Genomic DNA, 25959 nt, shown 5'->3' with positions numbered 1-25959 from the left:
TAATACAATCGATTGTCTAACTAAAAATAGTTTATTATGAACATCATAAAATTTCAATATGCATTTATAATGATATTAATAGGAATTATATCTGCAGAGGCACAAAATTCTCAAATTATTTCAGCGCATTCAGACGATATTACCATTAAAAACGATAACACCTCTTGGGGATGGGTTGGTCAAACAACCGCAAGGTTAGGCCATAATAATGCACAAGCCTATATTATTCCATTTCAATTACCTGTTTTACAACCTGGAGAATCTATCACAACTGCAGATTTAGCTGTTGAAGTTATTTCTTATAGTAACCAACCAAGTAATACAAATATCGATTTATACGGTCTACCCTTTAGAACAACATCTACCGTAGATTTAAATACTGATTATTTTGTGGGAGCATTAGATACTTCAGCAACATTAATTCAAGATAATATATTCGAAGATAATGTCACTGGATTGGTAAATTTAGACTCCAATACTCAGCAAAATTTAGTTTCATATTTAAATGCTCAATACTCAGCTGGTGCTGTAGGAGGGGATTTTGTTTTTATTCGTTTTAGTGCAGACGCTAATAGTTCAGAAACATGGAATTTAGCTTCGCAAGATAATGGAACTACTAGTAATAGGCCTATTTTGGATATCGCTATTTCCAATACCTCGAATACAACACCCACACTTACTTTTATTGGCAATCAAAATGTTCAAGAACAATCAACTTTAAATGTAAACATTAGCGCAAGTGATATGGATGGTGATGCACTTTCCATAACGTCTAGCACCTTACCAAGTTTTGCAACTTTAATCGACAATGGTGACGGTACAGCTGTCATGTCTTTAAATCCACAACTTGGAGACGCATCAACATATTCAGTAACCATTACTGTTAGTGATGGTATTGAAACGGTTACTGAAACTATTTCTATTGTCATATCAGCATACCAAACACCTGTGGCTGGAGTTTATTATTGTGATCCTATAAACGGAAATATCAACAATGACGGTTCACAAGCAAACCCATGGAGCACGCTAGCTGCAGTAGTGTATACAAATAAACCCCTTAATTCTGGTGATATAATTTACTTAATGTCTGGTGATCATGGAGATCCATATATTAACAATATGTCTTTTAACGACTACGTTACGGTAAAAGCTTTAAGCGGAAATGCTCCAGTAATCAAATCAATTCAATTAGTAAATTCCTCGTATTGGGCTTTTGATGGTATTAAGATTGATGGTACAAATAATAATAAAACTAAAGAACAAGTTTTATTTTCTTCGGATGTAAATTCGCATCATACTAAAATCGTAAACTCAACAATATCCTCTGCAGAAAATATAGAAACGTGGACCAAAACAGATTGGTACAATAATGTGACTAGTGGTATTCAAATAAGAAGTGACTACGCTTTTCTAGAAAATAATGTAATAAAAAACACGTACCACGCTTTAGAAGTGAGAGGTGAGTTTACAGAAGTACATAATAATTTAATTGATAATTTCGCTGGAGACGCTATACGTAGTCTAGGTAGTAATTCTACATATGAAAACAATACTGTTAGAGATTGTTATATTAACGATTACGCTATTCAGCATGATGATGGTTTTCAAGCTTATAACTTACAAAGTGATCCGAAAATTTCAAACATTACACTTCGTAACAACGTGTTTATGTTATTTGCAGATCCAGTAACTCCTTTTGTTCAATCAAATAACTTAATTGGAGGTTTAATGCAAGGAATAATAATTACCGATGGTTACGCTGATGGTTGGATTGTAGAAAATAATATTGTTAGTAATAATCAAGATCATGGTATATCATTATACGGCGCGCGTAATTGTAAAGTACAGAATAATACTGTGGTTCAATCACCTCTATATTCTGATGCTGATCATGTCCCATGGATCATGTTAACAGATCAAACCAAAACAGGTCAGACTAATTTTAATAATGTCATTAGAAATAATATTTCAGCAAAATATACAACATGGACGTATGACACAACCTCAACAGTAGAACATAATATAACCATAGATGGTAGTAATTATGCTAACTATAGTAATTATTTTGTTGATTATGTAACTAATGATTTTCATTTATCAGCTACGAGCCCTGCTATAGATGCAGGTGTTGATACAGACCTAGCTGTAACAGATTTAGAGGGCAATCCTAGATCTATGGGAACTAGTGTAGATGCTGGAGCTTACGAGTATACAGGCACAGTAGCTCCTCCAGCAAATAATGCCCCTATTTTAGCTTCAATTGGAGGCAAAACAATGAACGAACTTGAAACCTTAGAAGTCTCAATTTCTGCTACTGATTCAGATAATGACACCTTAACTTTCTCAATAACAAACGCACCAAATTTTACAACGTTTGTTGATAATGGAAATGGTACGGCTTCATTAACTTTATCTCCACAAATAGGAGATGCTAATTCTTATAATATAACCGTTTCTGTAACCGATGGAACGGATTCAATTGAAGAAATTATTCTAGTAACTATAAACCCAGAGGGAACGGCTCCCTTGAATAATGCTCCTATAATTGCTAATGTAACAAACCAAGCTGTCGAAGAAGATAATATACTTAATGTAAATATTTCGGTAACCGACAGTGATAATGATACCTTAACAATAACATCTACAAGCTTACCAAATTTTGCAACATTTACAGACCATGGTGATGGTACAGCCTTATTTGAATTTACACCTTCTGAAGGTGATGCAGGGACTTATACCATTGATGTTCAAGCATCAGATACTATAGATACTACCACATTGAACTTTGTTGTTAGTGTTTCTGAAATAATTAATGTAGCCGGAACGGCCTATTATTGTGATCCAATTAATGGATCTATGAGTAATCCTGGAACACTAGCTAGCCCATGGAAAAGCTTACAAGACGTATTTACTGCTCAAAAAACGTTTAATTCTGGTGATGTAATTTACTTACTCTCAGGGGCTCACGGAAGCCCTTATATGACTGGTACGCATTCAGATTATGTAACTATAAAGCCGTTAAGTGGAGAGCATCCAGTTTTAGCCTCTGTCCAAGTTGAAAATGGATCTTATTGGGCATTTGATGGATTAACATTTTCAACTGATGGATCTGGCGGTAATTTCGCAAGAGATTACATGTTTTTAACAAAAGACGATGCCACGTATTTAAAAATTGAAAACTGTACGTTCTCTAGTGCAAATGATTCTTCAACTTGGTCTAAAAACGATTGGTATGCAAATTCTGAAGATGCTGTTATTATTCGTGGGGATAATATAATCTTTAATAACAACACCATCAAAAATGTGTATTTTGCATTACAAATAGAAGGTGATTATGCTGAAATTAGAAATAACTTAATTGATAATTTTGGCGCAGATGCTATTAGGGCATTAGGTTCGCACGCTATTTACGAAAATAATATTATTAGAGATGCTTATATCGAAGATTACAATATAAATCATGATGATGGTATACAGATGTACGACAAGGATAATGTTGCAGCAGGAACCATAGAGGATGTCGTTATTAGGAATAATAAAATATTCAACTTTGCAGACCCTATAACTCAGGCGATGGTTAATGATAATTTAATAGGGTATTCCATGCAAGGTATTATTATTACCGACGGTCATACCGAAAATGTCATTGTGGAAAATAATTTAGTCGTTTCCGATCACTATCATGGCATTACCCTTACAGGAGCTATTAATTGTAAAATTCAGAATAATACAGTTTCTAAAACCCCTACGTCCTACAATCCTGTAACCGATGCCATTCCTTGGATACAAATAAAAAATGATAAGCAAGGTAACGGAAGTACAGGGAATATTATAAGAAATAATATAGCCGCAAAATATACACCATGGACTTATGATGAAACAACTAATACAGTAGAATATAACATTGTAGTATCTGCAATTGACGCTATCAATACTTATGAGGATTTTAATAATTTGGACTTTAATTTAAAAGCCGGAAGTTCTGCAATTGATGCTGGTGTTAATGCAGGTCTTACTACTTTAGATATTAATGGAGACCCAAGATCTGTTGGTGCAGCAGTGGACTGTGGCGCATTTGAACTTCAAGCAAGTGCAGATATAACTTCGCCGGTTATTGTAAATGCAAATAATACGTTTTTTAATGATGAATTTGTTATTGTTTTTAGCGAAAGTGTGACTAACGCTTCTTCAGAGTTGCCAGGAAATTATACTTTAAGCGGAGGTGCAACTATAAGTTCAGCCTCTTTATCAGAAGATAATAAAACGGTAACATTAACCTGTTCTGCTTTAAATGGGAATACGACCTATACAATTACAGCCAACAATGTAGAAGACTATGCTGGAAATACAGCTTCTAATTCTTCTGCTACTTTTATTTATGAATGTGATACCAATTGGGCAAGTACTTATCAAGATGATGAATGGGCATATAATCCTTCATCAAATGCTTTTGATGGAGATAATCAAACAAAATGGGCTGCTGAGGGTAATCAGTGGATACAAAAAAGCTTTTGCGAAATTGTTACAGTTCAATCAGTAGATATTAGCTTTGGTTTAGGTGATGAAAGAGCTTATAGTTTTGTAATCGAAGTTTCAACAGATGGACGTAATTTCACTCAAGTACATTCAGCTACGAGTACAGGAACTACAACAGCTGCGGAACATTTTGATTTTGTAGATGTCTCAGCAAAATATATTAGAATAGTAGGTTCAGGAAGTGATGTTAATGGGTGGAATAATTATTCTGAAATTGTTATTAATACATCAGGGTATACACCGCCAACAAATACCGCTCCTGTTTTATTACCAATTGGAAATCAAACCATCACTGAAGGTGACATTTTAAATATAATTGTTTCTGCTACAGATACCGATGGAGATACATTGAGTTTTACAGCAAACAATTTACCTTCATTTGTAACCTTTATAGATAATAACGATAATACGGCTACATTAACTATTGCTCCAGCTATTGGAGATGCATCAACAAATAATATTTCTATTTCTGTAAACGATGGTACTACTATTGATACTGAAACCTTAAATATTATAGTTAATAATGACTCAACTACGGCTAATAATGCACCTGTATTGTCTACTTTAGTAAGTCAAACTCTAAATGTTGATGACGTTAAAATCATAAATATATCTGCAACAGATGCTGATGCTGATGCATTATCGTTTGCAATCAACAATGCACCTGGATATGCAACTCTTGTTGACAATGGAGACAGAACAGCAACAATAACACTATCTCCTATTTCAGGAGATGAAGGTACTTCAAACATAACTGTTACAGTTTACGATGGGGAATTAAATGATAGCGCTATCTTAAATATACAAGTTTATGCTTTACCTCAACAAAATAATTACATCGTAGAGGCAGTTATGGATGACCAAACGGTTTATGATAATGGAGGAATGCAGTGGGTAGGATATCATACGCATAGAATAGGGTCAAACAATAAAACATCTGCTATAATTCCTTTTCAGATTCCAACGTTAGCACAAAACGAAAGGCTTACCTCTGCTACCTTAAATTTTCACCTATTACAAAATGGTGGAAACCTAGCGCATAAAGTCGATCTTTATGGGTTGCCATATAGAAGTAGTAGTACTATTTTAAGTACCGATTATTATGCAGGAGTTTATGATACAGACCTAACAGCTACGGCAATAGAAGATGATATTTTAGATTTAAATTCACCACAAGGGAATCTTCAAAGTTCGTCGTCTCAAAATATTGTTAACTATATCAATAATCAATTAGATAACGGAGCTGTTACAGGAGACTTCATATTTTTCAGATTTAGTTTAGACTATAATGGATCAGGGAATTATAACTATTGGGATATCGCATCTCAAGACCATACAACATCAAGTTATAGACCTGTTTTAAATTTTGATACAGCCTTCACTCTAGGAAAAGCTTATAACAATAACACAAAAGAAATACTTGAAATAGAAAATTCAACTGTAAGTGTTTACCCAAACCCTATTAATGAAGGTAAAGTTACTATTTCTAGTCGTATGTTAAATCAGAAATCTACTCTTGAAATTTATTCATTAACAGGTCGTTTAGTATTTAAACAGCATGTGCAGCCAACACAATCTAATACAATGCATGCCGACATACAATTGAATTCTGGAGTATACATTCTGAAATTAAGAAATACATCAAAAATATTTACTCAAAAATTAATCGTTAATTGATTAAGAAGTATATTTAAAAATGAAACAAATCCCTAATAGCACTTTAACTTCATCTCAAGAAGAGAGAAATATAGACCACAAGGCTGAAAACGAATTAGCCATACCTACTACAATTTCTGAAGAGGCCAAAACGATGTTAAGAAATTGGACAATTGAAGGTAGAAACGCTGGAGCAAATTTACCAAAATATGATGCTCCAATTTCAGCGTGGGTGGAGAGACAACGGGAGTTTCAAATTGAAGCAGAAAAACCTTTAGCTAAGTTATTAGAAGTATATCAACCTAGTGTAGAAACCATATTTCTTGATGGCATTAGAGCAATTGACATTAAACCGAAGAATTACCAAGAATCCGACAAAGTCATTATCTACATCCATGGAGGAGGTTTCGTTTTTTATCCTGCTGATGTCACTTTATTATCAAGTGTTCCGTTAGCAGATACAAGCAACTTAAGAATCATAGCCATTGATTATACCTTAGCACCACAAGCAAAGTTTAATCAGATATTAGATGAAGTTATTACAGCTTATAAAGCATTATTAAAAACTTATAAAGCAGAACATATTGCCATATATGGTGATTCCGCTGGAGGCACAATTACTGTCGCTTCAATTTTAAAAATGCGAGATTTAAAAATAAATTTACCAAGTTCAGTTGTATTATGGTCGGCTTGGTTAGATTTAGATGAGATAGGAGACTCCTATCATACATTAAAAGACACAGACCCGACATTAATTTATAAAGGATTTTTAGAAAATTGTGCAGAAGCTTATGCCCCAAGATCGGAATGGAAAAACCCATACGTTTCGCCAGTGTATGGCGATTATTCAAAAGACTTTCCCCCTACTCTAATTCAAGTGGGAAGTAAAGAAATATTTTTAAGTAATTCCCTTAGAATGTATCGACAACTAAAAGAAAACAATAAAGATGTAGAGTTAGATATTTATGAAGGGATGTGGCATGTTTGGCAAGGTCATTATGATATTCCAGAATCAAAAATAGCAGTTAAGAACACAAAAAACTTTATCTATAAACACTTAGGGATTACCAAATAGTAGAATTATGAAAAATACAATCTTATTTATAGTATTCTTTAATGGCATTATGCTGAATGCTTGTGCTCAGGAAAGCGTTGAGGATTACAATGAAGACCCACAAACACCTATTGCTGAAAATATAATTTTTGAATTAGATTTTGAAACCGCAGCACAAGGAACCTATACAACACAAAATTTAATAAGTGAAGGAGGAGATATCCGTTGGTCTTTACTTGGTGATAACGCCAATATTGTTGATGATCCTGACGGAGAAAAAGGACACGTTTTAAAAGTAGATTATCCTGAAGACACTGTTGGACCAGAAACTAATGGTGTTCAATTCATTAAAACCTTACCAGCTTCAAATGAATATTATTTGGACTATTATGTATATTTCGAAGAAGGGTTCGATTTTAGAGAAGGTGGTAAACTACCTGGTTTAACCAGTGGTGGTTCAACGTACACGGGTGGAAATCATCCCGACAATGGTGAAGGCTGGAGCGCACGATACATGTGGGTCAATAGAAATGCTGGCGTTGAAGCCATAGTCTATTTTTATTATATGGATATGACTTCAGAATATGGAGATTCTGTAGATTCTGGAATATATTTTGAAACCGGAAAATGGTACCGCTTAACCCAAAGAATAAAATTAAATCAAAACAACTTACCAAACGGAATTATGCAGGTTTGGATCGATGGCGTAAAAGTAATTGATGATACAGAAGTCCGCTATCGTTTATGGGATCAAGGTGATATTGATTCTTTTTATTTTTCAACTTTTCACGGAGGCGCTACAGAAGATTGGGCTCCACAAAACGATTCCTTTGCGTTGTTTGATAAGATAAAAGTGACAACATTAAAACCCGAATTTTAAGTAAGACATACTCCCTATTTTATGAAAATTAAAAATGTTTCTTTTTTCATTTTTCTAAGTTTTTATTCCATTTTTTTAGGTGCACAAAGCAATTTTAAAGTGGATCCTGTTTTTTCTAGTCACATGGTTTTGCAAAGGCATCATAACATCCCTGTTTGGGGAACAGCAAAGCCAAATACTAAAATAGTTGCAACTTTAAAAGATATCACAATTCACACTATAGCTAATAGTGAAGGTCACTGGAACGTTAATTTTGAGGCATTAGAAGCTGGAGGTCCGTACCGTTTAAGTATTGAATCCACAAATGAATCTATTCAACTCACAGATATTTTAATCGGTGACGTTTGGTTAGCTTCTGGGCAATCTAACATGCATCTCGATTTAAAACGCACTTTAAATGGAGATAGCATTGCAAAAAATGCAAACAATCCGAACCTAAGAATTTATAACATGAAACCCACTTACCCAACTGGTAAAGACGGTGTTCATACCTTAGAAGAATTAAATAAAATTCAAAACAATCACTATTTTAATACTAAAGGCTGGGTAAAAGCAACTCCTGAAGAGGTCTTGTATTTTTCTGCTGTAGGATATTATTTCGCGGAAAAGCTACAAAGTGAATTAAATATTCCCATCGGTATTATTCATAATGCCGTTCCGGGTTCTCCCATTGAATCTTGGTTGTCTAAAAAAGAAATTGAACAAGATTCTACCATGTCAAGTTTTATAAAAGAACGTTGGAAAGCTAAAGAAGACGAAAAGGATGCGATGATTTCAGTAGCAAAACATCAAATATCATTAAGTGAAAATCCCAATCAGAAACACCCATGGATGCCAAGTTATAATTATGAGAATGGCATATTACCTATAAAAAACATCCCCATCAAAGGAGTTATTTGGTACCAAGGCGAGTCCAATGCAGAAGCTCCTATTTTGTACAAAGCTATGTTTAAAAAAATGGTGGCTTTATGGCGATCAGATTTTAATGAAGACTTCCCTTTTTATTCTACACAATTAACTAGTAGAGAAGATAGACCTGCATGGCCAGAGTTTAGATTTGCGCAAAGCGAATTATTAAATGAAGTCCCAAATTCTAAAATGGTTGTTATAACTGATGTTGGTGATCGGCAAGACACACATGCAAAAAACAAACAACCTGTTGGAGACAGATTGGCACTCTTAGCACTCGGAGACACCTATAAAGTAGCTAATGATTATGAAAGTCCGGTGTTTGATAAAATCACCTATTCTAACAACACTTATACGATTCATTTTAAAGGGGAGTTTAGTAGTTTAAAAACAAAATCATCAGAAGCTATTATTGGTTTTGAAATAAGTACGGACAACAAACATTTTGAAAAATTAGAACCTAGAATTGAAGGCAAAACAATAGCGTTTAGCTTACCAAATAAACACAAAAAACCATTTTATGTAAGATACGCCTGGAAGCCCTATACAGAAGCTAATTTAACCTCAAATAAAGGATTGCCTGTATCAACTTTTCGAACGAAAATAGATTAATTATTAATCCTCTTTCAGGAACTTTAATAAAAGATAATATTGAAAATAAATATGATAAACCCAGAGTCTACAGTAAAAGTTAATGGGTCCGGTAAAGATATTAACTTGCTTAAGCATACATGGAAAGCACAATGGATTACACATCCCAGTGCATCAACGCTAGACTATGGTGTGTTCCTTTTTCGACATGTATTTACTCTCGAAGAGAAAATGAGTGAGTTCATCATTTTTGTATCTGCCGATAACCGTTATAGACTTTATGTTAATGGAGAACGTGTTTGTTACGGACCATCCATTGGAGATAGAGCACACCAACGCTATGAAACTCTAGATATAGCGCCTCATTTAAAGGAGGGTAAAAATGTTATTGCTGCTGAAGTCGTAAATTTTGGAGAGTACAGAAGTGTGTCACAAGTGACTTATCAAACGGCTTTTATTTTACAGGCAGACCGAAACCTCAACTTAGATATTAATACAGGAAGTGCCGATTGGAAAGTGATTAAAAACCATGCATTTTCACCAGTTAAGATTACAAGCGAGATGATGAATGCTTATTATGCCGCCGGACCGCGTGACCATGTTGATGATTCAAAATATCCTTGGAGTTGGAACCAATTACAGTTTAATTATGACAACTGGTTGAACCCTAAAAGTACAACAACGGAGTTCGCTGTTGGTAGAGGTTTTTTATATGGAGGAGCTTGGCATTTAGTACCGAGAACCATCCCTTTTATGGAAGAAAAAGTAGAACGATTTCCTGAAATTATTCGGGTGAGTGGTATTGAAAAGAATGACGGTTTTCTAAAAAACAAAGCCTCAATAATTCCTAAAAACTCACATGTAAAAATCCTAATAGATCAAACACATCACACTACAGGATATCCAGAACTAACGTACAGCCATGGAAAGAACAGTGAACTAAAAATAACCTATGCTGAGGCTTTGGTCAAAGATATAAATCCAGATGAAACAGTTTCTGACGGTAATTTAAATCTCGTTGATTTAAAAGGTAATCGCAATGATTTTGAAGAGAAATCCATATTCGGGTATTATGATATGCTCTTTCCAGATGGAGGAGAGAATAGATTTTACAAGCCGCTTTCACGACGAACGTATCGTTTTGTAGAACTAGAAATAACCACAAAAGAAGAAGCTTTAATTCTAGAAGATTACCATGGTGTTTACACAGGATACCCATTTGAAGAAAAAGCAAAAGTAGAAACAGGAGATCCTTCTCTCACTAAAATTTGGGATGCAGCATGGAGAACATTACGCAATTCTGCAGACGAAATGTATTACGATTCCTATTATGAGAATTTACAATATATAGGCGACACCAAAATAGCATCGCTAATCTCAATTTATGTATCTGGAGATGATCGGTTAATGCGAAAAGCCATACAACAATTTGACGACTCACGCACCTCAGAAGGGTTAACCCAAAGTCGATATCCTTCAAACATAATTCAAATTATACCACCGTTTTCATTGATTTGGGTCGATATGATTTATGATTATTTCATGTATCGAAATGATCCTGAATTTTTACGTCAATTCATTCCAGGGATTAAATCGGTAATAGATTGGTTTGCCTCTCGTGTTGATGAAACTGGTATGGTTACCAATTTAAAATGGTGGAATTTCACAGATTGGACTATCGATTTTCCAAGTGGCATTCCACAAGGTGCAGACGATGGTTATTCCGCAAATATTGCCTTGCAGTTTGCAAAGACCTTAGATCATGCCCAAGCTGTATTCCGTTATTTTAATTTGGAACATGAAGTCGATTCGTATCAAATACTGTCTAAACGAATTAAAAAGTCCGTTTTAGAACGCTGTTTTGATACAAAAAAGGGACTTATTGCCGAAACACCTGATAAAAAAGAATTCTCACAGCACACAAATATCTTAGGGATATTAACCGATACATTTAAACAAGATATTCAATCTGACATAATGAAAAAAGTACTTGAAGACGAGACCCTTTTTCAAGCTACCATTTATTTCAAATTTTATCTATTTAGAGCCTTACAAAAGGTTGGTTTAGGAGATTTGTATTTCGATTTATTAGGATCTTGGAGAGGTATGATTGATGATGGTATGACGACCTATGGAGAAACGGATATTAATCCACGTTCAGAATGTCATGCGTGGAGCTCGAGTCCCAACTTCGATTTTCTTCATACTGTTGCTGGCATATATCCAGGCGAACACGGTTTCAAATCAGTTATAATAGAACCAAATTTAGGAAAATTAAAAACACTTAATGTCGAATTCCCGCATCCTCAGGGTATGATCACAATTCGCTATTCAAAAAATGACAATAATATAAATGCAGAGATTTCAATGCCAGAAGATCTTACAGGTGAATTTAAATGGCAAGGACAATCGGTTTCGCTTGTTGGGGGAAAACAAAACATAGCATTATAAAAATTTAGAAAACAGTAATATGAAATACGGTAGTTATATAAATAACGGACTTGAATATAAAATAACAAATTCACAACCTCCTCGCGATTGGTTTAACATGTTGTGGAACCCAAAATACTTAGCCAGTGTAGGACAAAACCTTAATGGCTTTTCGCTATATCAAAATGAAGCAGGCGTTCTTACTAACCTATTTGGAAAACAAGATGATAGAAGTGCGCCACGACATATTTACTTAAGAGATAATGAGACGAACGACGTATGGTCCGTTGCACCAAATACAACTGGTGTTGAATTAGATGACTATAGTTGTACTCACGGATTGGGATACACTGTTTTAGAGAGTAAAAAAAATGGCATCAAAGTATCATTTCAAATATTTGTACCTCGTAAGGAAGCAGGAGAAATTTGGTCTGTAAAGGTATTGAATGAGTCAGGTAGACCACGAAACATATCTGTATTTAGCGTAGCAAAAGTGATTTTAGATGGAGTAAATCTAACCTATGGGTATAATTCTGCCGTTGATGGTTATCACGATAGAGAAAAACAACGCTTGTTTTTTAGAAACCGATCGGTAAGTGTTATGACAGAGAAATATCGTGCATTTACGTATACCGATGTGCCTTTTGATCACTTTGATATTAGCCGAGATGTGTTTTTAGGTCACAACCTTAGTTTTGAAATGCCAGAATGTATAATTAAAGGACAATTAAGTGATAGTGATGCTTCAACAGAATATATGGTGTCTGCCTTACAGCACAATTTGAATCTGAATGATGGAGTTGAACAACGTATCAATATTGTCATGGGTATTGTATTTGATGAAGCTGAAGCCGATGAATTTACGACTTTATATGCCAATAGTGCTCGTATTGATGCCGAACTTGAAACTATAAAACAACAAAATATAGCGAGATTAGGCCTTACAGAATTAAACACTCCCGATGCCGATTTTAATAACCTCTTTAATGTTTGGATGAAACATCAGTTACATCTTATGGCAGATTGGGCTAGATTTTATTTTAAAGGCTATCGCGATACACTTCAAGATGCCGCAGGCGTTGCTATTATAGACCCTGACCGCGCTTTAAAAATGTTAGAAAAAGCGTTAGAAAATCAAAAAAGTAATGGATTTTGTCCAAGAGCATTTAGAGTATCTTCTATGGAGGTTGCAGCAGCAGATAAACATTATTCTGACTCACCAAGTTGGATCAGTCACGCCACATATTCCATACTTCTAGAAACTGGAGATCTTAGCATGTTAGATAAAGTTGTCTCCTATTCTGATAACGGAGAAGATACCATCTGGAATCACAACTTAAAAGCTTTAGATTTTCTTTGGAACGACAGAGGAGAGCACGGCTTAGCATTAATAAGACATGGAGACTGGAATGACCTAATGGACCGCGTTGGTGCTGAAGGAAAAGGAGAAGGAGTTTGGATGAGTATAGCTCTTGCTAAAGCGCTTAAAGTTGTTGAAGAAATTGCAGCTTGGAAAGGTGATACCAAAATAGAAGCACAATGTGCAGAAAGATATCATGAAATTAAAGCGAATATCTTAAAATACGGTTGGGATGAAGATCACTTTATCTACGCTTACACGGATGCCGGAAATAAGGTCGGTGATAATGCCTCAGAAGAAGGGCAAGTTTTCATAAATCCGCAGTCATGGGCTGTACTTGCAGGCATTATTGATGCTGAAAAATATAAGGATATCATGAAAAAAGTGGAACCTATGGTAGATACACCTGTTGGTCCTGTTCATAATTGGCCACCATTTACAAAATACAATAAAGACATTGGCTCTATAACTGGGATTCCACAAGGTAATTTTACCAATGGAAACGTCTATTGTCATGCCGCATCATTTAAGATTGCCGCAGATTATGCCGCAGGACGAAACGATAAAGCCTTTGAAACCTTTAAAAGAATTCTACCTTCTGAGGAGAAATCAGAACCTTATGCACAACCCAATAGTTATGTAGGACCTTCGGCATTACGAAAAGATAGACACGTCTCTGACGACCCATGGCGAACAGGTACTGTAGCTTGGAATATGCTCAACTGTTTTGATAACCTTTTAGGCTTTAAACGAACCTTAAAGGGAGTTACAATTGATCCTCAAATTCCTTCATTTTGGGACAATGTAACGTATACAAGAGTTTTCAGAGGAACCACATTCAATGTCACCATAAAACGAGGTGATCTACAAAATATGTTGGTTGACGGGAAAGAACAAACAGATAATTTTATTGAAGTACCTGAATATGGACTCAACAAAAAGGAAATCTCTATAGATTTTCAAATCGGAAAAACTAAAACGAATTAAATGGAGTTAGATAAACAAAATATTGGTGTAGAGGAAAATATATCGATAAAAGAAAAGATTGGTTTTAGTTTAGGCGATACAGCTTCAAATCTGGTGTGGCAGACCTTAATGATTTTTCAACTGTATTTTTATACCGATATTTTTGGCTTGCCAGCAGCTGTCGTAGGAACCATGTTTTTAATAACAAAAATATGGGATTCCATAAACGATCCTGTAATGGGACTTATTGCCGATCGCACCAATACAAAATGGGGAAAATTCCGTCCTTTTCTTTTGTGGTTAGCCTTACCATTTGCACTGGTAGGTGTACTCACTTTTACAACACCAGATTTTAGCCTAACAGGCAAAATTATATACGCCTATGTAACCTATACGCTTATGATGATGGTATATACGGCTATAAATATTCCTTATTCTTCATTGATGGGAGTTGTTTCTGCAAGTCCTTCTCAGCGCGCTAGTTTTTCACAATACAGATTTATGTTTGCGTTTACTGGCGGATTGCTTGTGCAAGCCTTAACACTTCCATTAGTCAATAGTATCGGTGGAGATAATACCAGTGTGTTTTCAGCAGAATTAAATACCAATCAAATTGTGATTACTGAACATGGTGTTGGAGCTTCAAAATTAGTTTTAAATGCAGATATAGGAGAAGAAGACCTGTTAACTAAAAACGTTACCGTAATCGTTTATAAAAATGATCTAAAAAATGAAATAGATGATACAACAGATATTTTATATCTCGAAGAAGGTTTTGGAACCCATACTTTAAATCCTTCAACCTATTTTGACGAAACTATTTCATCTAAGGAAATATCAGTTCAGGTGGTTAATGAAGCTAAAGGCTTTCAAGGGGTCATGATTGTATTTGGAATTATGTCCATCATCATGTTTCTAACCACATTTTATACCACTAAAGAGCGTGTTTCGCCTCCCAAAGAGCAGAAAACAAATATCAAAAATGACTTTAAAGACTTATTTAGCAATAAGCCTTGGTTGGTGCTTTTAGTTATTGGAGTGATAAGTTTGGCGTACGTTGCCATTAGATATGGGTCCGTTATGTATTATTTTAAATACTACATAGAAGATGAATCACTAGTAAGTTCGTTTCTAGTGTCAGGAACTATAGTCACTATCATTGCTATTTCTTTTACAGAGAAACTATGCAACCGATTTGGTAAAAAGAAAGTTGTAATTGCCTGCCAACTCATTGCTGGTACGTTTACAGCCCTATTCTTCTTTGTAGATAAATCTAATATTACTATGATATTCGCTCTTAATATCATTGTAAGTTTAGCTTCAGGTCCACCAGCACCAATCTTATTTGCGATGTATACGGATACGGCAAGTTATTCTGAATGGAAAAATAACAGACGTGCTACTGGCTTAATTATGTCGGCTTCTACCATGGCTCAAAAATTTGGACTTACTATTGGAGCAGCGCTCGCAGGTTGGATATTAGCTTTTTATGGATTTAAGGCTAATACAGTTCAAACAACAGAATCTGCTTTTGGAATTCTTTTAATGGTAAGTTTAATTCCTGCTGCTGGTAGTTTCCTTGTTGCTGGTATTATGAGTTTCTATCCACTTGATAATAAAACCATGGATAAAATTGAGGGTGAATTGAAATCGAGAAGAGCCCTAACAGAAAAACAATAAATTTTGTAAAAAATTAAAAGACTATGACATTGTCAATAAGATTTATAGCGATCACAATTTCGATTTTAGTTTTAACATCGTGTAAAAATAAAGTTGAAGTTAAAGAACACACTGAGGAAACAAAGCAAGAACTCGTGAAACGGGTTTTTTCGTTAGCAGAACATCAGTATGATTATTTAATAAATAAAATAGATACTATTTCACCATTATTGAACCCTAGAAGTTTAAACAAGGATGGGTCGCTTAGAATGGCTTACAAACAAGACTGGACTTGTGGTTTTTTTCCAGGTTCACTATGGTATTTATACGAGCAAACAAATGATAATAAGTGGAAAATAGAGGCCGAAAAATTTACAGAGGCCTTAGATTCTGCTCAATTTGTAAAATGGAATCACGATGTTGGATTTATGATACAAAACTCTTTTGGACAAGGCTATCGTCTTACCGGAAATGAAACTTATAAACAAGCCGTTGTTGATGCAGCAAGATCTTTAAGTACACGTTACCGACCTGTTGCAAAAGTCATCCAGTCTTGGGATACAGATGCCCCATGGATTCAAGGTAAAGGGTTAGATATGCCTATTATTATTGATAATATGATGAACCTGAATTTACTATATCAAGCCACTAAGCACACGGCAGATTCAACGTTTTCAAATATTGCAAATGCACACGCAACCACATCGATTAAAAACCAATATCGACCTGATTATAGTTGTTATCATATTATAGACTACGACCATATTACAGGAGACGTACGTAAAAAAGTAAATTTTCAAGGCTACGCTGATGAGTCTGCTTGGGCACGTGGACAGGCATGGGGTTTATATGGCTATACGGAAGCTTATAAAGAATCGGGACATAAAATATTCCTAGAGCACGCTAAGAAGATAGCTAATTATATAATGAATAACGATAAAATTCCTGATGATAATATTCCTTATTGGGATTATGATGCCGAAAGTACAGAAGAGATTCCTCGAGATGCCTCAGCAGCAGCTATAGTGGCATCAGCATTATTGGAATTACAAGCATTTGATTCAGCGCGTAAAAATGAATATTTAGATTACACCGAAACCATCTTAAGAACGCTTTCATCTGATGACTATTTAGCTCAAAAAAATGAAAACGGAGGCTTTATCTTAAAACATTCTGTAGGCAATTTTCATGAAAATAATGAAACCGATGCTCCACTAAATTATGCTGACTACTACTATTTAGAGGCTTTAATTCGATGGTCTAATATATAACGGTATCATTTAAAAACGGAAATTTATACATACTGCTCAAACCTTTATAAGTTTTGTCTTTTATTCATTGCTGAGCCGTATAATATTATGAATTTAGAAGTTTTTATATATATATTTGAGAATACTATAATAATTAGCTATTATATTACTAACAACTAACTTTTTGGGGTACTTTTTTGACGTTTCTTTAAAAGCCTTATAATTCTAAATTCAATTTTTTATGGGAATTAAACATTTTAAACTCTCTACGTTTCTCTGTGTTTTTATAATTACATCATTTTCAATTTTACATGCTCAAGAAATTCAAATAACTGGAAAAGTGACTTCATTAGAAGATGAAATGCCTATGCCAGGTGTATCGATCATTGTCGTAGGTAAGAACAAAGGAACGAATACTGATTTTAATGGTGATTATTCAATAGACGCAGAAAAAGGAGACGTACTTCGCTTTAGCTATATTGGCTTCTCTGAACAGAAGGTAACTATAGGAGATAATACCGTTATTAATATTCAATTGGTTGAATCTGTTGAGGCACTTAACGAAGTCGTGGTTACTGCTTTAGGAATTTCACGTAAGGAACAAGCTTTAGGCTATGCTATATCTAAGGTTGATGGAGAAGAACTCGCTGAAATAAAAAGTATTAATGCAGTCAACTCATTAGCTGGTAAAGTTGCCGGTGTAGATATTGCCCAACCAAATACAGGATCGGGTGGTTCATCTAAAATTATTATTCGTGGAAACACAAAATTTAATGGCTCTAATCAACCGCTATACGTCATTGATGGTGTACCAATGGATAACAACTCTTTTGGGCAAGCCGGACAATATGGTGGTCAAGATTTAGGAGATGGTATCTCTTCTGTAAACTCAGATGACATAGAAACGATATCTGTTTTAAAAGGCCCTGCAGCAGCAGCGTTATATGGTTCTAGAGGTGGAAACGGTGTCATTTTAATTACAACAAAATCGTTTAAAAAGAATTCGAAATCTAAATTTAATATTAATTTTTCAACAAACTCTACGTTTGATGAGGTCATAAGTGGATACGAAGATGTTCAACATGTGTATGGTCAAGGTATCGGAACACCTCCAAGAGATATAGGTGACGCTACAGGTATGTGGAGTTGGGGTGGTAAAATGGATCCAAATTTACAATTCATCTCTTTCGATGGACAGTATAGAGATTATGGTGTAAAAAAAGATAATATTGAGTCCTTTTTCAGAACAGGTTATACCATTCAAAATACTATCTCTTTATCTGGTGGTAATGAATCTGCCAACTTATTATTTTCTGCATCAGATGTAAAAATGGAGGATATTGTTCCAAATAGCGGTTTACATAGAAATAACTTCACTTTAAAAGGGCATATGAAAATGTGGGAGAAATTAACTTTAGATGCCAAAGTTAATTTTACTCTAGAAGATGTAGATAATAGACCTTATTTGGGTTATTCTGGTGCAAATACGGCATTAGCACTTTTGGGCTTACCAGGAAATATTGATCAGCAATGGTTACAAGATAGTGCAACGGATGTCAACGGTGATTATGTGTTTTGGAATTCTGCAACACGAATTATCAATCCTTACTATTCATTGTATAACATGAAAAATGAATCTAATAAGAATAGAGTTTTAGGATATGCCTCTTTAAACTATCATATCACAGATTGGTTAGATTTCAAATTCAAATCTGGTATAGATACATTTACATATGATTATTATAATTATTCACCAAGAACAACACCTTTAGCTGAATGGGGAGAACTAACAAAAATAGACTCAAGAACTACTGAAATTAATACTGAATTTCTACTTTCTGCGAATAAAGAGCTTAACGATAATTGGACCGTTGGAGCAAGTCTTGGTGGAAACATTATGAATTATGAAAGTTCAACAAATAATATACTTGGAAAAAATCAAGGTTCAGAAGATGTAATTTCTATAAATAATTATAACGAATTTATTGTAGGACGAGAAAACCCAAGAAAGGAAGTAAGGTCTTTTTATGGCTTTGCCAATGTTAGCTATAAAGATTATGCCTTTTTGGATGTCACGGGCAGACAAGATTGGTCTTCTACATTAAAAAAAGGAAACAATGGCTATTTTTATCCATCATTTACAGGTGCTTTAGTCTTAACCAAGGCCATAGAAAATTTAAGGTCGAAAACGATATCTTATGCAAAACTAAGAGCTTCCTATGCTGAAGTTGGTGGTGATACAGACCCATATGCATATAATACTTTTTTCGATTACCCGTATTCGTCAAACGGAGCAAATTTTTCAACCGTAAATGATATCACCTATTTTACCAATATTAATCCCTCAAGAACAAAAGGATATGAATTTGGATTAGATGCAAAACTTTTTAATTGGAGAGTTGGTTTAGATGTCACATACTACAATCAAACTACCTATGACGAAATAATGAATATTCCTATTTCTAATTCAAACGGTTTTGAATCTGCTAGTATTAATGCAGGTGAAATCAACAATAAAGGATGGGAGGTTATGGTAAATATCGTACCTATTAAAACAGATGATCTACGTTGGGATTTAACATTCAATTTTGCCAATAATGAGAACAAAATTGTAAAATTACATGAAGAAGCAAAAACACAAACCATTGCAAGAGCAGATTGGATCAGCTCATTGATTACTGCAGAAGAAGGCGGTTCTTATGGAGATATTGTAGGATACGACTTTAAACGTACTGAAGATGGTACTCCTATTTTAGGTGCTAATGGATTACCGATAAGATCAGACGAACAAGTGTCTTTAGGCAATGGGCAATATAAATTCACTGGAGGTATAACTAACGGCATTCAATATAAAGGATTTAGGTTAAGAGCTTTAATTCAAATTAAATCTGGCGCAGATATATTATCCATGACTAATCAGAAGTTATATCAACAAGGAGCACATATTGGAACCTTAGAAGGACGAGAAGGATGGGCACTATCCGAGTCAGAACGAGAAAGTGCTGGTGAATTACCTAGTAGTTGGGTTGCCACAGGTGGTTATCTAGCACAAGGTGTTATTGAGGATGGCGTTGGCGCAGATGGAAACCCAACCTATAGAGCCAATGATGTTTATGTAGATCCTAAAGATTATTGGGGCAGTATTGCAAATTCACATATTATAAAACCATTCATTTACGATGCGTCGTACGTAAAATTAAGAGAAGTTTCTTTGTCTTATTCATTAAGCCCAGAACAATTGAAAAACATTAAATTCCTAAATGGTTTAACCTTTTCTATTATTGGTAGAAATTTATGGTTAATTCATTCAAATGTACCTAATGTCGATCCAGAGTCAACTTACAATATTAGTAATGGGCAAGGCTATGAATATGGTTCTTTACCACAAAGACGAAGTTACGGATTTAACTTAACTGCAAAATTTTAAAAAATGAAGACAAGTATAAAGATATTAATATTACTAGTGTCTACTTTAACACTAACCACTAGTTGCGAAGATTTTAACGACTTAAATGTTGATCCAACAACCTCAACAATTGCCAATCCTAAAACCTTAATTTCTAAAGTACAAACAAGTTACTCTGGAGATCGAGAAACGCAATGGAGGTCTCTAGCTGCGTATCACATGTCTATTACGCAAATGATTTCAGACGGGTGGACGGTATCACATGGGCAAACTTACAAGCTCGATATAAGCTATATGGAGTATATGTGGAAAAGCTCTTACCGTGAAATCAGTGATTTAACATACGCTATTCAAGAAGCTGAACAGAATCCAGAACTTGTAAATTATGAAGCCGTAGCAAGAATATTAAAAGTCATGATTTTCGCTCAACTCACAGACACCTATGGCGATTTACCATATTTTGAAGCTGGTGCACAAGCAGAAGAGGATAATTTACATCCAGCTTATGATAATCAAGAAGATATTTATAATGATTTCTTTAAGGAATTGAAAGAAGCTGCCGCTCAATTAGATGACTCTAAAGCTTTAGAAGGTGATTTAATGTATAATGGTGATGTTGAAAGATGGAGAAAATTTGCAAATTCTTTAAGGTTAAGATATGCCATGAGATTAGTCAATGTTAATTTGTCTAAAGCTGAAACAGAAGCCGTATTAGCCATTGAAGACGGTGTAATGGAAAATGTTGATGACGCTGCAAAAGTAGAACATGGCGATTTTACGGTGAGTACAAGTGGTGCCTCAGAAATAAGAGGAAATGGATTTTCACAAGTCCAAAATTTTTCAGAGGAAATAATGGTGGCCTGTGAGACCTATATCTCGTACTTGCGAGACAACGATGACCCTAGACTCTTAATGATGTTCGGAATGTACGCTGCTTACCAAGAAGATGCCACATCACGTTATAATTCTAAATCTTCAACAGAAACAAGTGTAGAGATTACAGATGAATATTTAGCAACTTACGGAGTTATTGAAGGCTATCCACCTGGATACTTCTTATTTGAAGCCGCTGAAGATGCACCGGCCGATGTTTGGTCTCCACGCTTTGTTGAAAAAAATGGAAGAACCGTTCAAATTGATAAATATTTTAAATCACTTCAAGTAAGAAGAGACTTAACACGTATAGATTTGCCATCAATATACCAATCCTATTCTGAAGTAGAACTTTGGCTGGCAGAAGCAGCACAGAGAGGTTGGAGTAATTTTGGTGGTGATGCTAAAACCCATTATAAAAATGCCATTTTTGCTAACATTGATGAACTAGTAACAATATTAGGTGCTGAACCTAATTTAGATATCAATTCAGATGTTTATGCTGAAAATTTATGGAACAATACTTCAGATAAAATGGAGGCTATAAACATGCAACATTATATTAATAACTTTTATAACGGTATAGAGGGCTTCGCAAACTGGAGAAGATCAGGTTTCCCTGTACTTAAACCAACAACTGACAACCCTTATACGGACCAAACACTAAATGGTTTAATTCCTAGAAAATTACCATATCCTAATAGTGAAATGAATTTTAATCGCGACAATTTAGAAGCACATTTGGATAATGGTGTGAATTTTTGGGGAGCACCTGTTTGGTGGGATAATAGTTTAACAAGAGGAGTTGATTTATAAAAAAACAGATTATGAAAATAAAGAATTATAGTGCCTATATTTTTAGTCTTTTATTACTTCTTACATCATCTTGCAGTCAAGACGATGTAAAAAACCCAACACTATCTGACACGGATTTAACCGTTTATTTTTGGGGTGAAGGAGATAATATAACCGGTATTGCATGGGAGGGTTATGATGTTTTAATAGGAGAAACATTAGACTTAAACCTACAAGTATCACCTAGTGAAGACACCATGGTACAATGGGTGGACGATGAAACTGGTGAAGTATTAAGTAATGACTTAAACTATACTTACGCTCCTACCGAAGAAGAGTCCAAAAGGGTTAATTTTATTGCGACCCGACCTTCCGGATATGAAAAAACAGTAGTCTTTAATTTTAGAGGTAATCTCGATGGTTATACGAGTAGAATTAACGAATGGCAATCTATTCCGATTCCGCAAGGCACTCAAACAGGTACATTTACTGTTGAGTTTGATATGATTCCTAGTAAAGACATCATGGATGGTGTTGTTGGTATTTTAGATGGTATCGCAACAACGTATTCAGATAACTCATGCATTGTAAGATTAAATCCTTCAGGAAAAATAGATGCTTATGATGATACTGGATACGCAGCAGATAACGAGCTAGAATATCATGCAGGCGTAACATATCATGTAAAAATGGATGTTGATGCTGTTACAATGACTTATGATATATACGCGAATGAGCAAGGTGGAGAGGTTGTTCAAATTGGCGAAAACTATAAATTTAGGCGTAAAATTACACACCAAGATTATTGGTCTATGGTCGCTGGTAATTTTAATTTGGATGATCCTGGAACGCATAGAGTTTTAAATATGGAAATCACGACACTAACACAAAATCAAGCTCCAGTTTTTCTAGCTGTGGATGATGTTGTATTAGCGGAAGGAGCCGTTCTAGACGTAGAAATTGAAGCTGTGGATCCTTTAGGTGGTAATATTACTATGGAAGCCAACGATTTACCACAATTCGCAAACTTTGTGGATAACGGCTTTGGCTCAGGCGTTATAACTTTTGATCCTTATACGAATTGTGGAGGATGTGATTTAGGCATTTACGATATTACCATAGTTGCGACCAATGGCGTAGAGTCCTCTGAGTTAACTTTCACGATTGAGATTGTGGATCCAAATGCAGCCTTCGATGTAACTGCGGACATAGGAGATGCTACCATTTGGAGTGGAGGCTCTGTGGATGCTACATGGACTCAGTTATTTGGTGGGCATGTTGCCACAGGCATAGGAGGCGATGATCAGGTCGTTGGAGTGATACCATTTGCTTTACCGGAAATACCTGAGGGCAAACGAGTAAAATCAGCCGTATTAAAGGTCAATGTCATTAATAATAATTCATGGGAGGTTGTCGAATACGATATATATGCTATAGCATCTAGGTCAACTTCCGAAGTTCTTTCGACAGACTATTTTGCAGGAGATTATGACACCGATGCAAATGCTACTGCAATTCAACAAGGATTTATTACAGATGGAGATGCTCTTGGAGAATATGTTATGGACGATCCATCAGGGATAGACTTAGCATCCTTTATGAACGACCAATATGATAATGGCGCAAGTGCTGGAGAATTTATGTTTCTTAGAATTGGTGCTAACAGAAATGACATGCCACTTTGGGCACATCTACAATTTGACAGTGCTGAATCAGGGGCAACCGCTCCTATTCTAACAGTAACTTTAGAAGATGAGTAAAAGCCGTAAACGACGCTCATCACTTGAGTAATTTACTAAAAAACCTCCATTACAGATTTATAAATTTGTAATGGAGGTTTTTAAATTATATGCTTTCTAGTAAAACATTAATTTAATGTTTTACTAGATAAATGAGCCGATTTTATGCAGGTTCAAAATCTTTTTTCAATACATCTTTGGCCAGTTTTAATTCAGTTTCTGTAAATGGCTTCGCTTCTGAGGCAGAGACTGCACCTTTTAACTCACTTATATTTTTGGCCCCTGATAAAACTGTTGAAATCCCTTTTTGATCTAAAACCCAACGTAATGCTGCCTGTGGCATATTTTTAACGTCATCTCTCAATAAAAACTTAAAAGCCTCTACTTGATCAACGCGCTCTGCAATGTCTTCACGCGAATAACGTGCATTCAATGTACCTTCTGCAAATCTTGTATCTTTTGTAATAGCTCCTGATAAAAACCCGTTAGCCAAACATTCTCTCCCAAAGACTCCTATAGGGTATGTTTGTAATTCTTCAATTAATTGCTGAGCTTCTTTATTCATTAAACTCAATACCACTTGAATAACGTCTATTTTACTTTCTTTTGCCCATTGACGTGCCATATTTTCGGTCTGATGAAACATGGAAATAGAATGCCCAATAAAACGTACTTTACCCTGTTTTTTAACGTGTTCAATTCCTTCCCAAACATCATCATTGATTTCTTCAGGAGAAAAAGGGGAATGAAAAAATAGCACATCTATATAGTCGGTTTGTAACCGTTTTAAACTCTCTTCTACAGAGTCTACAATACGCGATTTATAGAATTGAGATGCTCCATTTTTAATAGTCGGATTTCGTCCAAATTTTGTAGAGATATGCACCTTATCACGTTTGCCTTTTAGTGCCTTTCCTAGAACTATTTCGGCAACACCATCTTGTTCTGGAGTACCATATTGAGGTGCTGTATCAAAAATATTTATACCCATATCAATACCTGCATGAATGGTATTTATCCCATCTTGTTCATCAACACCACCATAAACTTTATTACCAAAAGCCCAAGTACCTAAACTGATTTCACTAATTTCTATACCTGTTCTTCCTAATTTTCTATACTTCATAAATATTTTCGTTTTAACTCTTCTATAATTAAAGATGCATTTCTTAAAAATAATTTTACAATCTTTTCACCTAGCGCTTTGGTTGATAATCGTGGATCTTCACCAGAAACAGCATCTAGTTCTAGGGTAATTGACCTATCCTTTGGTAAGGTCTCTAAATCTACCGTTTCAGATGCGTAGTATAATTGTAAAGATGTTTCACCTATAGCCGAATGGTTAGCGACCAATACATCATCTGGTAAAATATCGAATTCTGCCAATGCCCAAAATCTCCTATCTGGATATTTATTATTAAACGTTTCTGCTACAGTTTTTAAAATGGTGAAATGAGGTTCACCAGCATGTCCAGATAATAAAACAATAATTTTAAAACCTTGTATAACCAGTTGTTCTAAATATTCTTCACAAGCAAGCCTAATGAGGTTCTCTGAAAATTCAATAGAATGCTTAGGGAAGTTGACACCAGGATAGGATTTAATTAAATTAGCAGCCAAACTAACAACAGGAAAAACAAGACCTCCATTTTTTTCTGCTAAGTCTTTGCACATACTGAACGCTTTTATGCTATCAAGACCAGTAGGATTATGACTTCCATGATATTCAATGGCTCCCCAAGGCAAATAAGCGATAGGTGTTTTCTTTTGAATCGCTTCAATTTCCTGAGGTCGCATTTGGTCGTATAGTCCCCATTTAGAAGCTGTATTTATTGTTTCATTAACAATGTTCATA

13 protein-coding genes are annotated in these 25959 nt (G+C 35.0%); 11 read left to right on the top strand and 2 right to left on the bottom strand.

What is annotated here, in order from left to right; translation table 11 throughout:
- Window positions 1-36: 36 nt before the first annotated feature.
- The 11 genes from C8N41_RS03430 (at window position 37) to C8N41_RS03380 (ending at window position 24125) form a co-directional block, all read left to right on the top strand.
- Entirely contained in the window at window positions 37-6213 is a 6177-nt protein-coding gene (locus C8N41_RS03430) for a choice-of-anchor Q domain-containing protein (protein WP_115838228.1), read from the top strand.
- Window positions 6214-6232: 19 nt separating this feature from the next.
- Window positions 6233-7267, top strand: coding sequence for an alpha/beta hydrolase (locus C8N41_RS03425; protein WP_115838227.1), 1035 nt, complete (start codon window positions 6233-6235; stop codon window positions 7265-7267).
- A gap of 7 nt (window positions 7268-7274) precedes the next feature.
- Window positions 7275-8126: a polysaccharide lyase gene (locus C8N41_RS03420; RefSeq protein ID WP_115838226.1), complete on the top strand. Its 852-nt coding sequence runs from the start codon at window positions 7275-7277 to the stop codon at window positions 8124-8126.
- A 21-nt stretch (window positions 8127-8147) separates the two neighbouring features.
- Window positions 8148-9647: a sialate O-acetylesterase gene (locus C8N41_RS03415; protein ID WP_115838225.1), complete on the top strand. Its 1500-nt coding sequence runs from the start codon at window positions 8148-8150 to the stop codon at window positions 9645-9647.
- Window positions 9648-9698: 51 nt separating this feature from the next.
- On the top strand, window positions 9699-12077 hold the full coding sequence (locus tag C8N41_RS03410; RefSeq protein WP_115838224.1) for an alpha-L-rhamnosidase-related protein: 2379 nt from the start codon (window positions 9699-9701) through the stop codon (window positions 12075-12077).
- Between the two features lie 19 nt (window positions 12078-12096).
- Window positions 12097-14403, top strand: a complete 2307-nt coding sequence (locus C8N41_RS03405) for a GH36-type glycosyl hydrolase domain-containing protein (protein ID WP_115838223.1) — start codon at window positions 12097-12099, stop codon at window positions 14401-14403.
- On the top strand, window positions 14404-16062 hold the full coding sequence (locus tag C8N41_RS03400; protein ID WP_115838222.1) for an MFS transporter: 1659 nt from the start codon (window positions 14404-14406) through the stop codon (window positions 16060-16062).
- 23 nt (window positions 16063-16085) lie between these two features.
- Window positions 16086-17312: a glycoside hydrolase family protein gene (locus C8N41_RS03395; protein WP_115838221.1), complete on the top strand. Its 1227-nt coding sequence runs from the start codon at window positions 16086-16088 to the stop codon at window positions 17310-17312.
- 220 nt (window positions 17313-17532) lie between these two features.
- Complete coding sequence (locus C8N41_RS03390; protein ID WP_115838220.1) at window positions 17533-20718, top strand: SusC/RagA family TonB-linked outer membrane protein; 3186 nt, start codon at window positions 17533-17535, stop codon at window positions 20716-20718.
- A 3-nt stretch (window positions 20719-20721) separates the two neighbouring features.
- The gene (locus C8N41_RS03385) at window positions 20722-22386 is read left to right on the top strand and encodes a SusD/RagB family nutrient-binding outer membrane lipoprotein (protein WP_115838219.1); all 1665 of its coding nucleotides are present in this window, start codon (window positions 20722-20724) and stop codon (window positions 22384-22386) included.
- A gap of 11 nt (window positions 22387-22397) precedes the next feature.
- A complete protein-coding gene (locus C8N41_RS03380; protein WP_115838218.1) occupies window positions 22398-24125 on the top strand; it encodes a hypothetical protein in 1728 nt (575 codons plus the stop codon).
- A 142-nt stretch (window positions 24126-24267) separates the two neighbouring features.
- Here the strand turns inward: C8N41_RS03380 and C8N41_RS03375 are convergent, their stop codons facing one another.
- Together C8N41_RS03375 and C8N41_RS03370 are read right to left on the bottom strand one after the other, a co-directional pair.
- Window positions 24268-25230, bottom strand: a complete 963-nt coding sequence (locus C8N41_RS03375) for an aldo/keto reductase (protein WP_115838217.1) — start codon at window positions 25228-25230, stop codon at window positions 24268-24270.
- Window positions 25227-25958, bottom strand: coding sequence for a creatininase family protein (locus C8N41_RS03370; RefSeq protein ID WP_115838216.1), 732 nt, complete (start codon window positions 25956-25958; stop codon window positions 25227-25229). The genes C8N41_RS03375 and C8N41_RS03370 overlap by 4 nt, the downstream gene beginning before the upstream one ends.
- Between the last annotated feature and the right edge of the window lies 1 nt (window position 25959).

This window comes from Winogradskyella sediminis (genome assembly GCF_003387355.1).
Classification (GTDB): domain Bacteria; phylum Bacteroidota; class Bacteroidia; order Flavobacteriales; family Flavobacteriaceae; genus Winogradskyella; species Winogradskyella sediminis.
The sequence above is the reverse complement of the archived record's forward strand: the minus strand, read 5'-3'. Positions and strand labels throughout refer to the sequence as shown.

Bases quoted from the DNA above. Each gene is read 5' to 3' on its own strand.
- C8N41_RS03430 (WP_115838228.1), top strand. From the start codon at position 37: ATGAACATCATAAAATTTCAATATGCATTTATAATGATATTAATAGGA.
- C8N41_RS03425 (WP_115838227.1), top strand. From the start codon at position 6,233: ATGAAACAAATCCCTAATAGCACTTTAACTTCATCTCAAGAAGAGAGA.
- C8N41_RS03420 (WP_115838226.1), top strand. From the start codon at position 7,275: ATGAAAAATACAATCTTATTTATAGTATTCTTTAATGGCATTATGCTG.
- C8N41_RS03415 (WP_115838225.1), top strand. From the start codon at position 8,148: ATGAAAATTAAAAATGTTTCTTTTTTCATTTTTCTAAGTTTTTATTCC.
- C8N41_RS03410 (WP_115838224.1), top strand. From the start codon at position 9,699: ATGATAAACCCAGAGTCTACAGTAAAAGTTAATGGGTCCGGTAAAGAT.
- C8N41_RS03405 (WP_115838223.1), top strand. From the start codon at position 12,097: ATGAAATACGGTAGTTATATAAATAACGGACTTGAATATAAAATAACA.
- C8N41_RS03400 (WP_115838222.1), top strand. From the start codon at position 14,404: ATGGAGTTAGATAAACAAAATATTGGTGTAGAGGAAAATATATCGATA.
- C8N41_RS03395 (WP_115838221.1), top strand. From the start codon at position 16,086: ATGACATTGTCAATAAGATTTATAGCGATCACAATTTCGATTTTAGTT.
- C8N41_RS03390 (WP_115838220.1), top strand. From the start codon at position 17,533: ATGGGAATTAAACATTTTAAACTCTCTACGTTTCTCTGTGTTTTTATA.
- C8N41_RS03385 (WP_115838219.1), top strand. From the start codon at position 20,722: ATGAAGACAAGTATAAAGATATTAATATTACTAGTGTCTACTTTAACA.
- C8N41_RS03380 (WP_115838218.1), top strand. From the start codon at position 22,398: ATGAAAATAAAGAATTATAGTGCCTATATTTTTAGTCTTTTATTACTT.
- C8N41_RS03375 (WP_115838217.1), bottom strand. From the start codon at position 25,230: ATGAAGTATAGAAAATTAGGAAGAACAGGTATAGAAATTAGTGAAATC.
- C8N41_RS03370 (WP_115838216.1), bottom strand. From the start codon at position 25,958: ATGAACATTGTTAATGAAACAATAAATACAGCTTCTAAATGGGGACTA.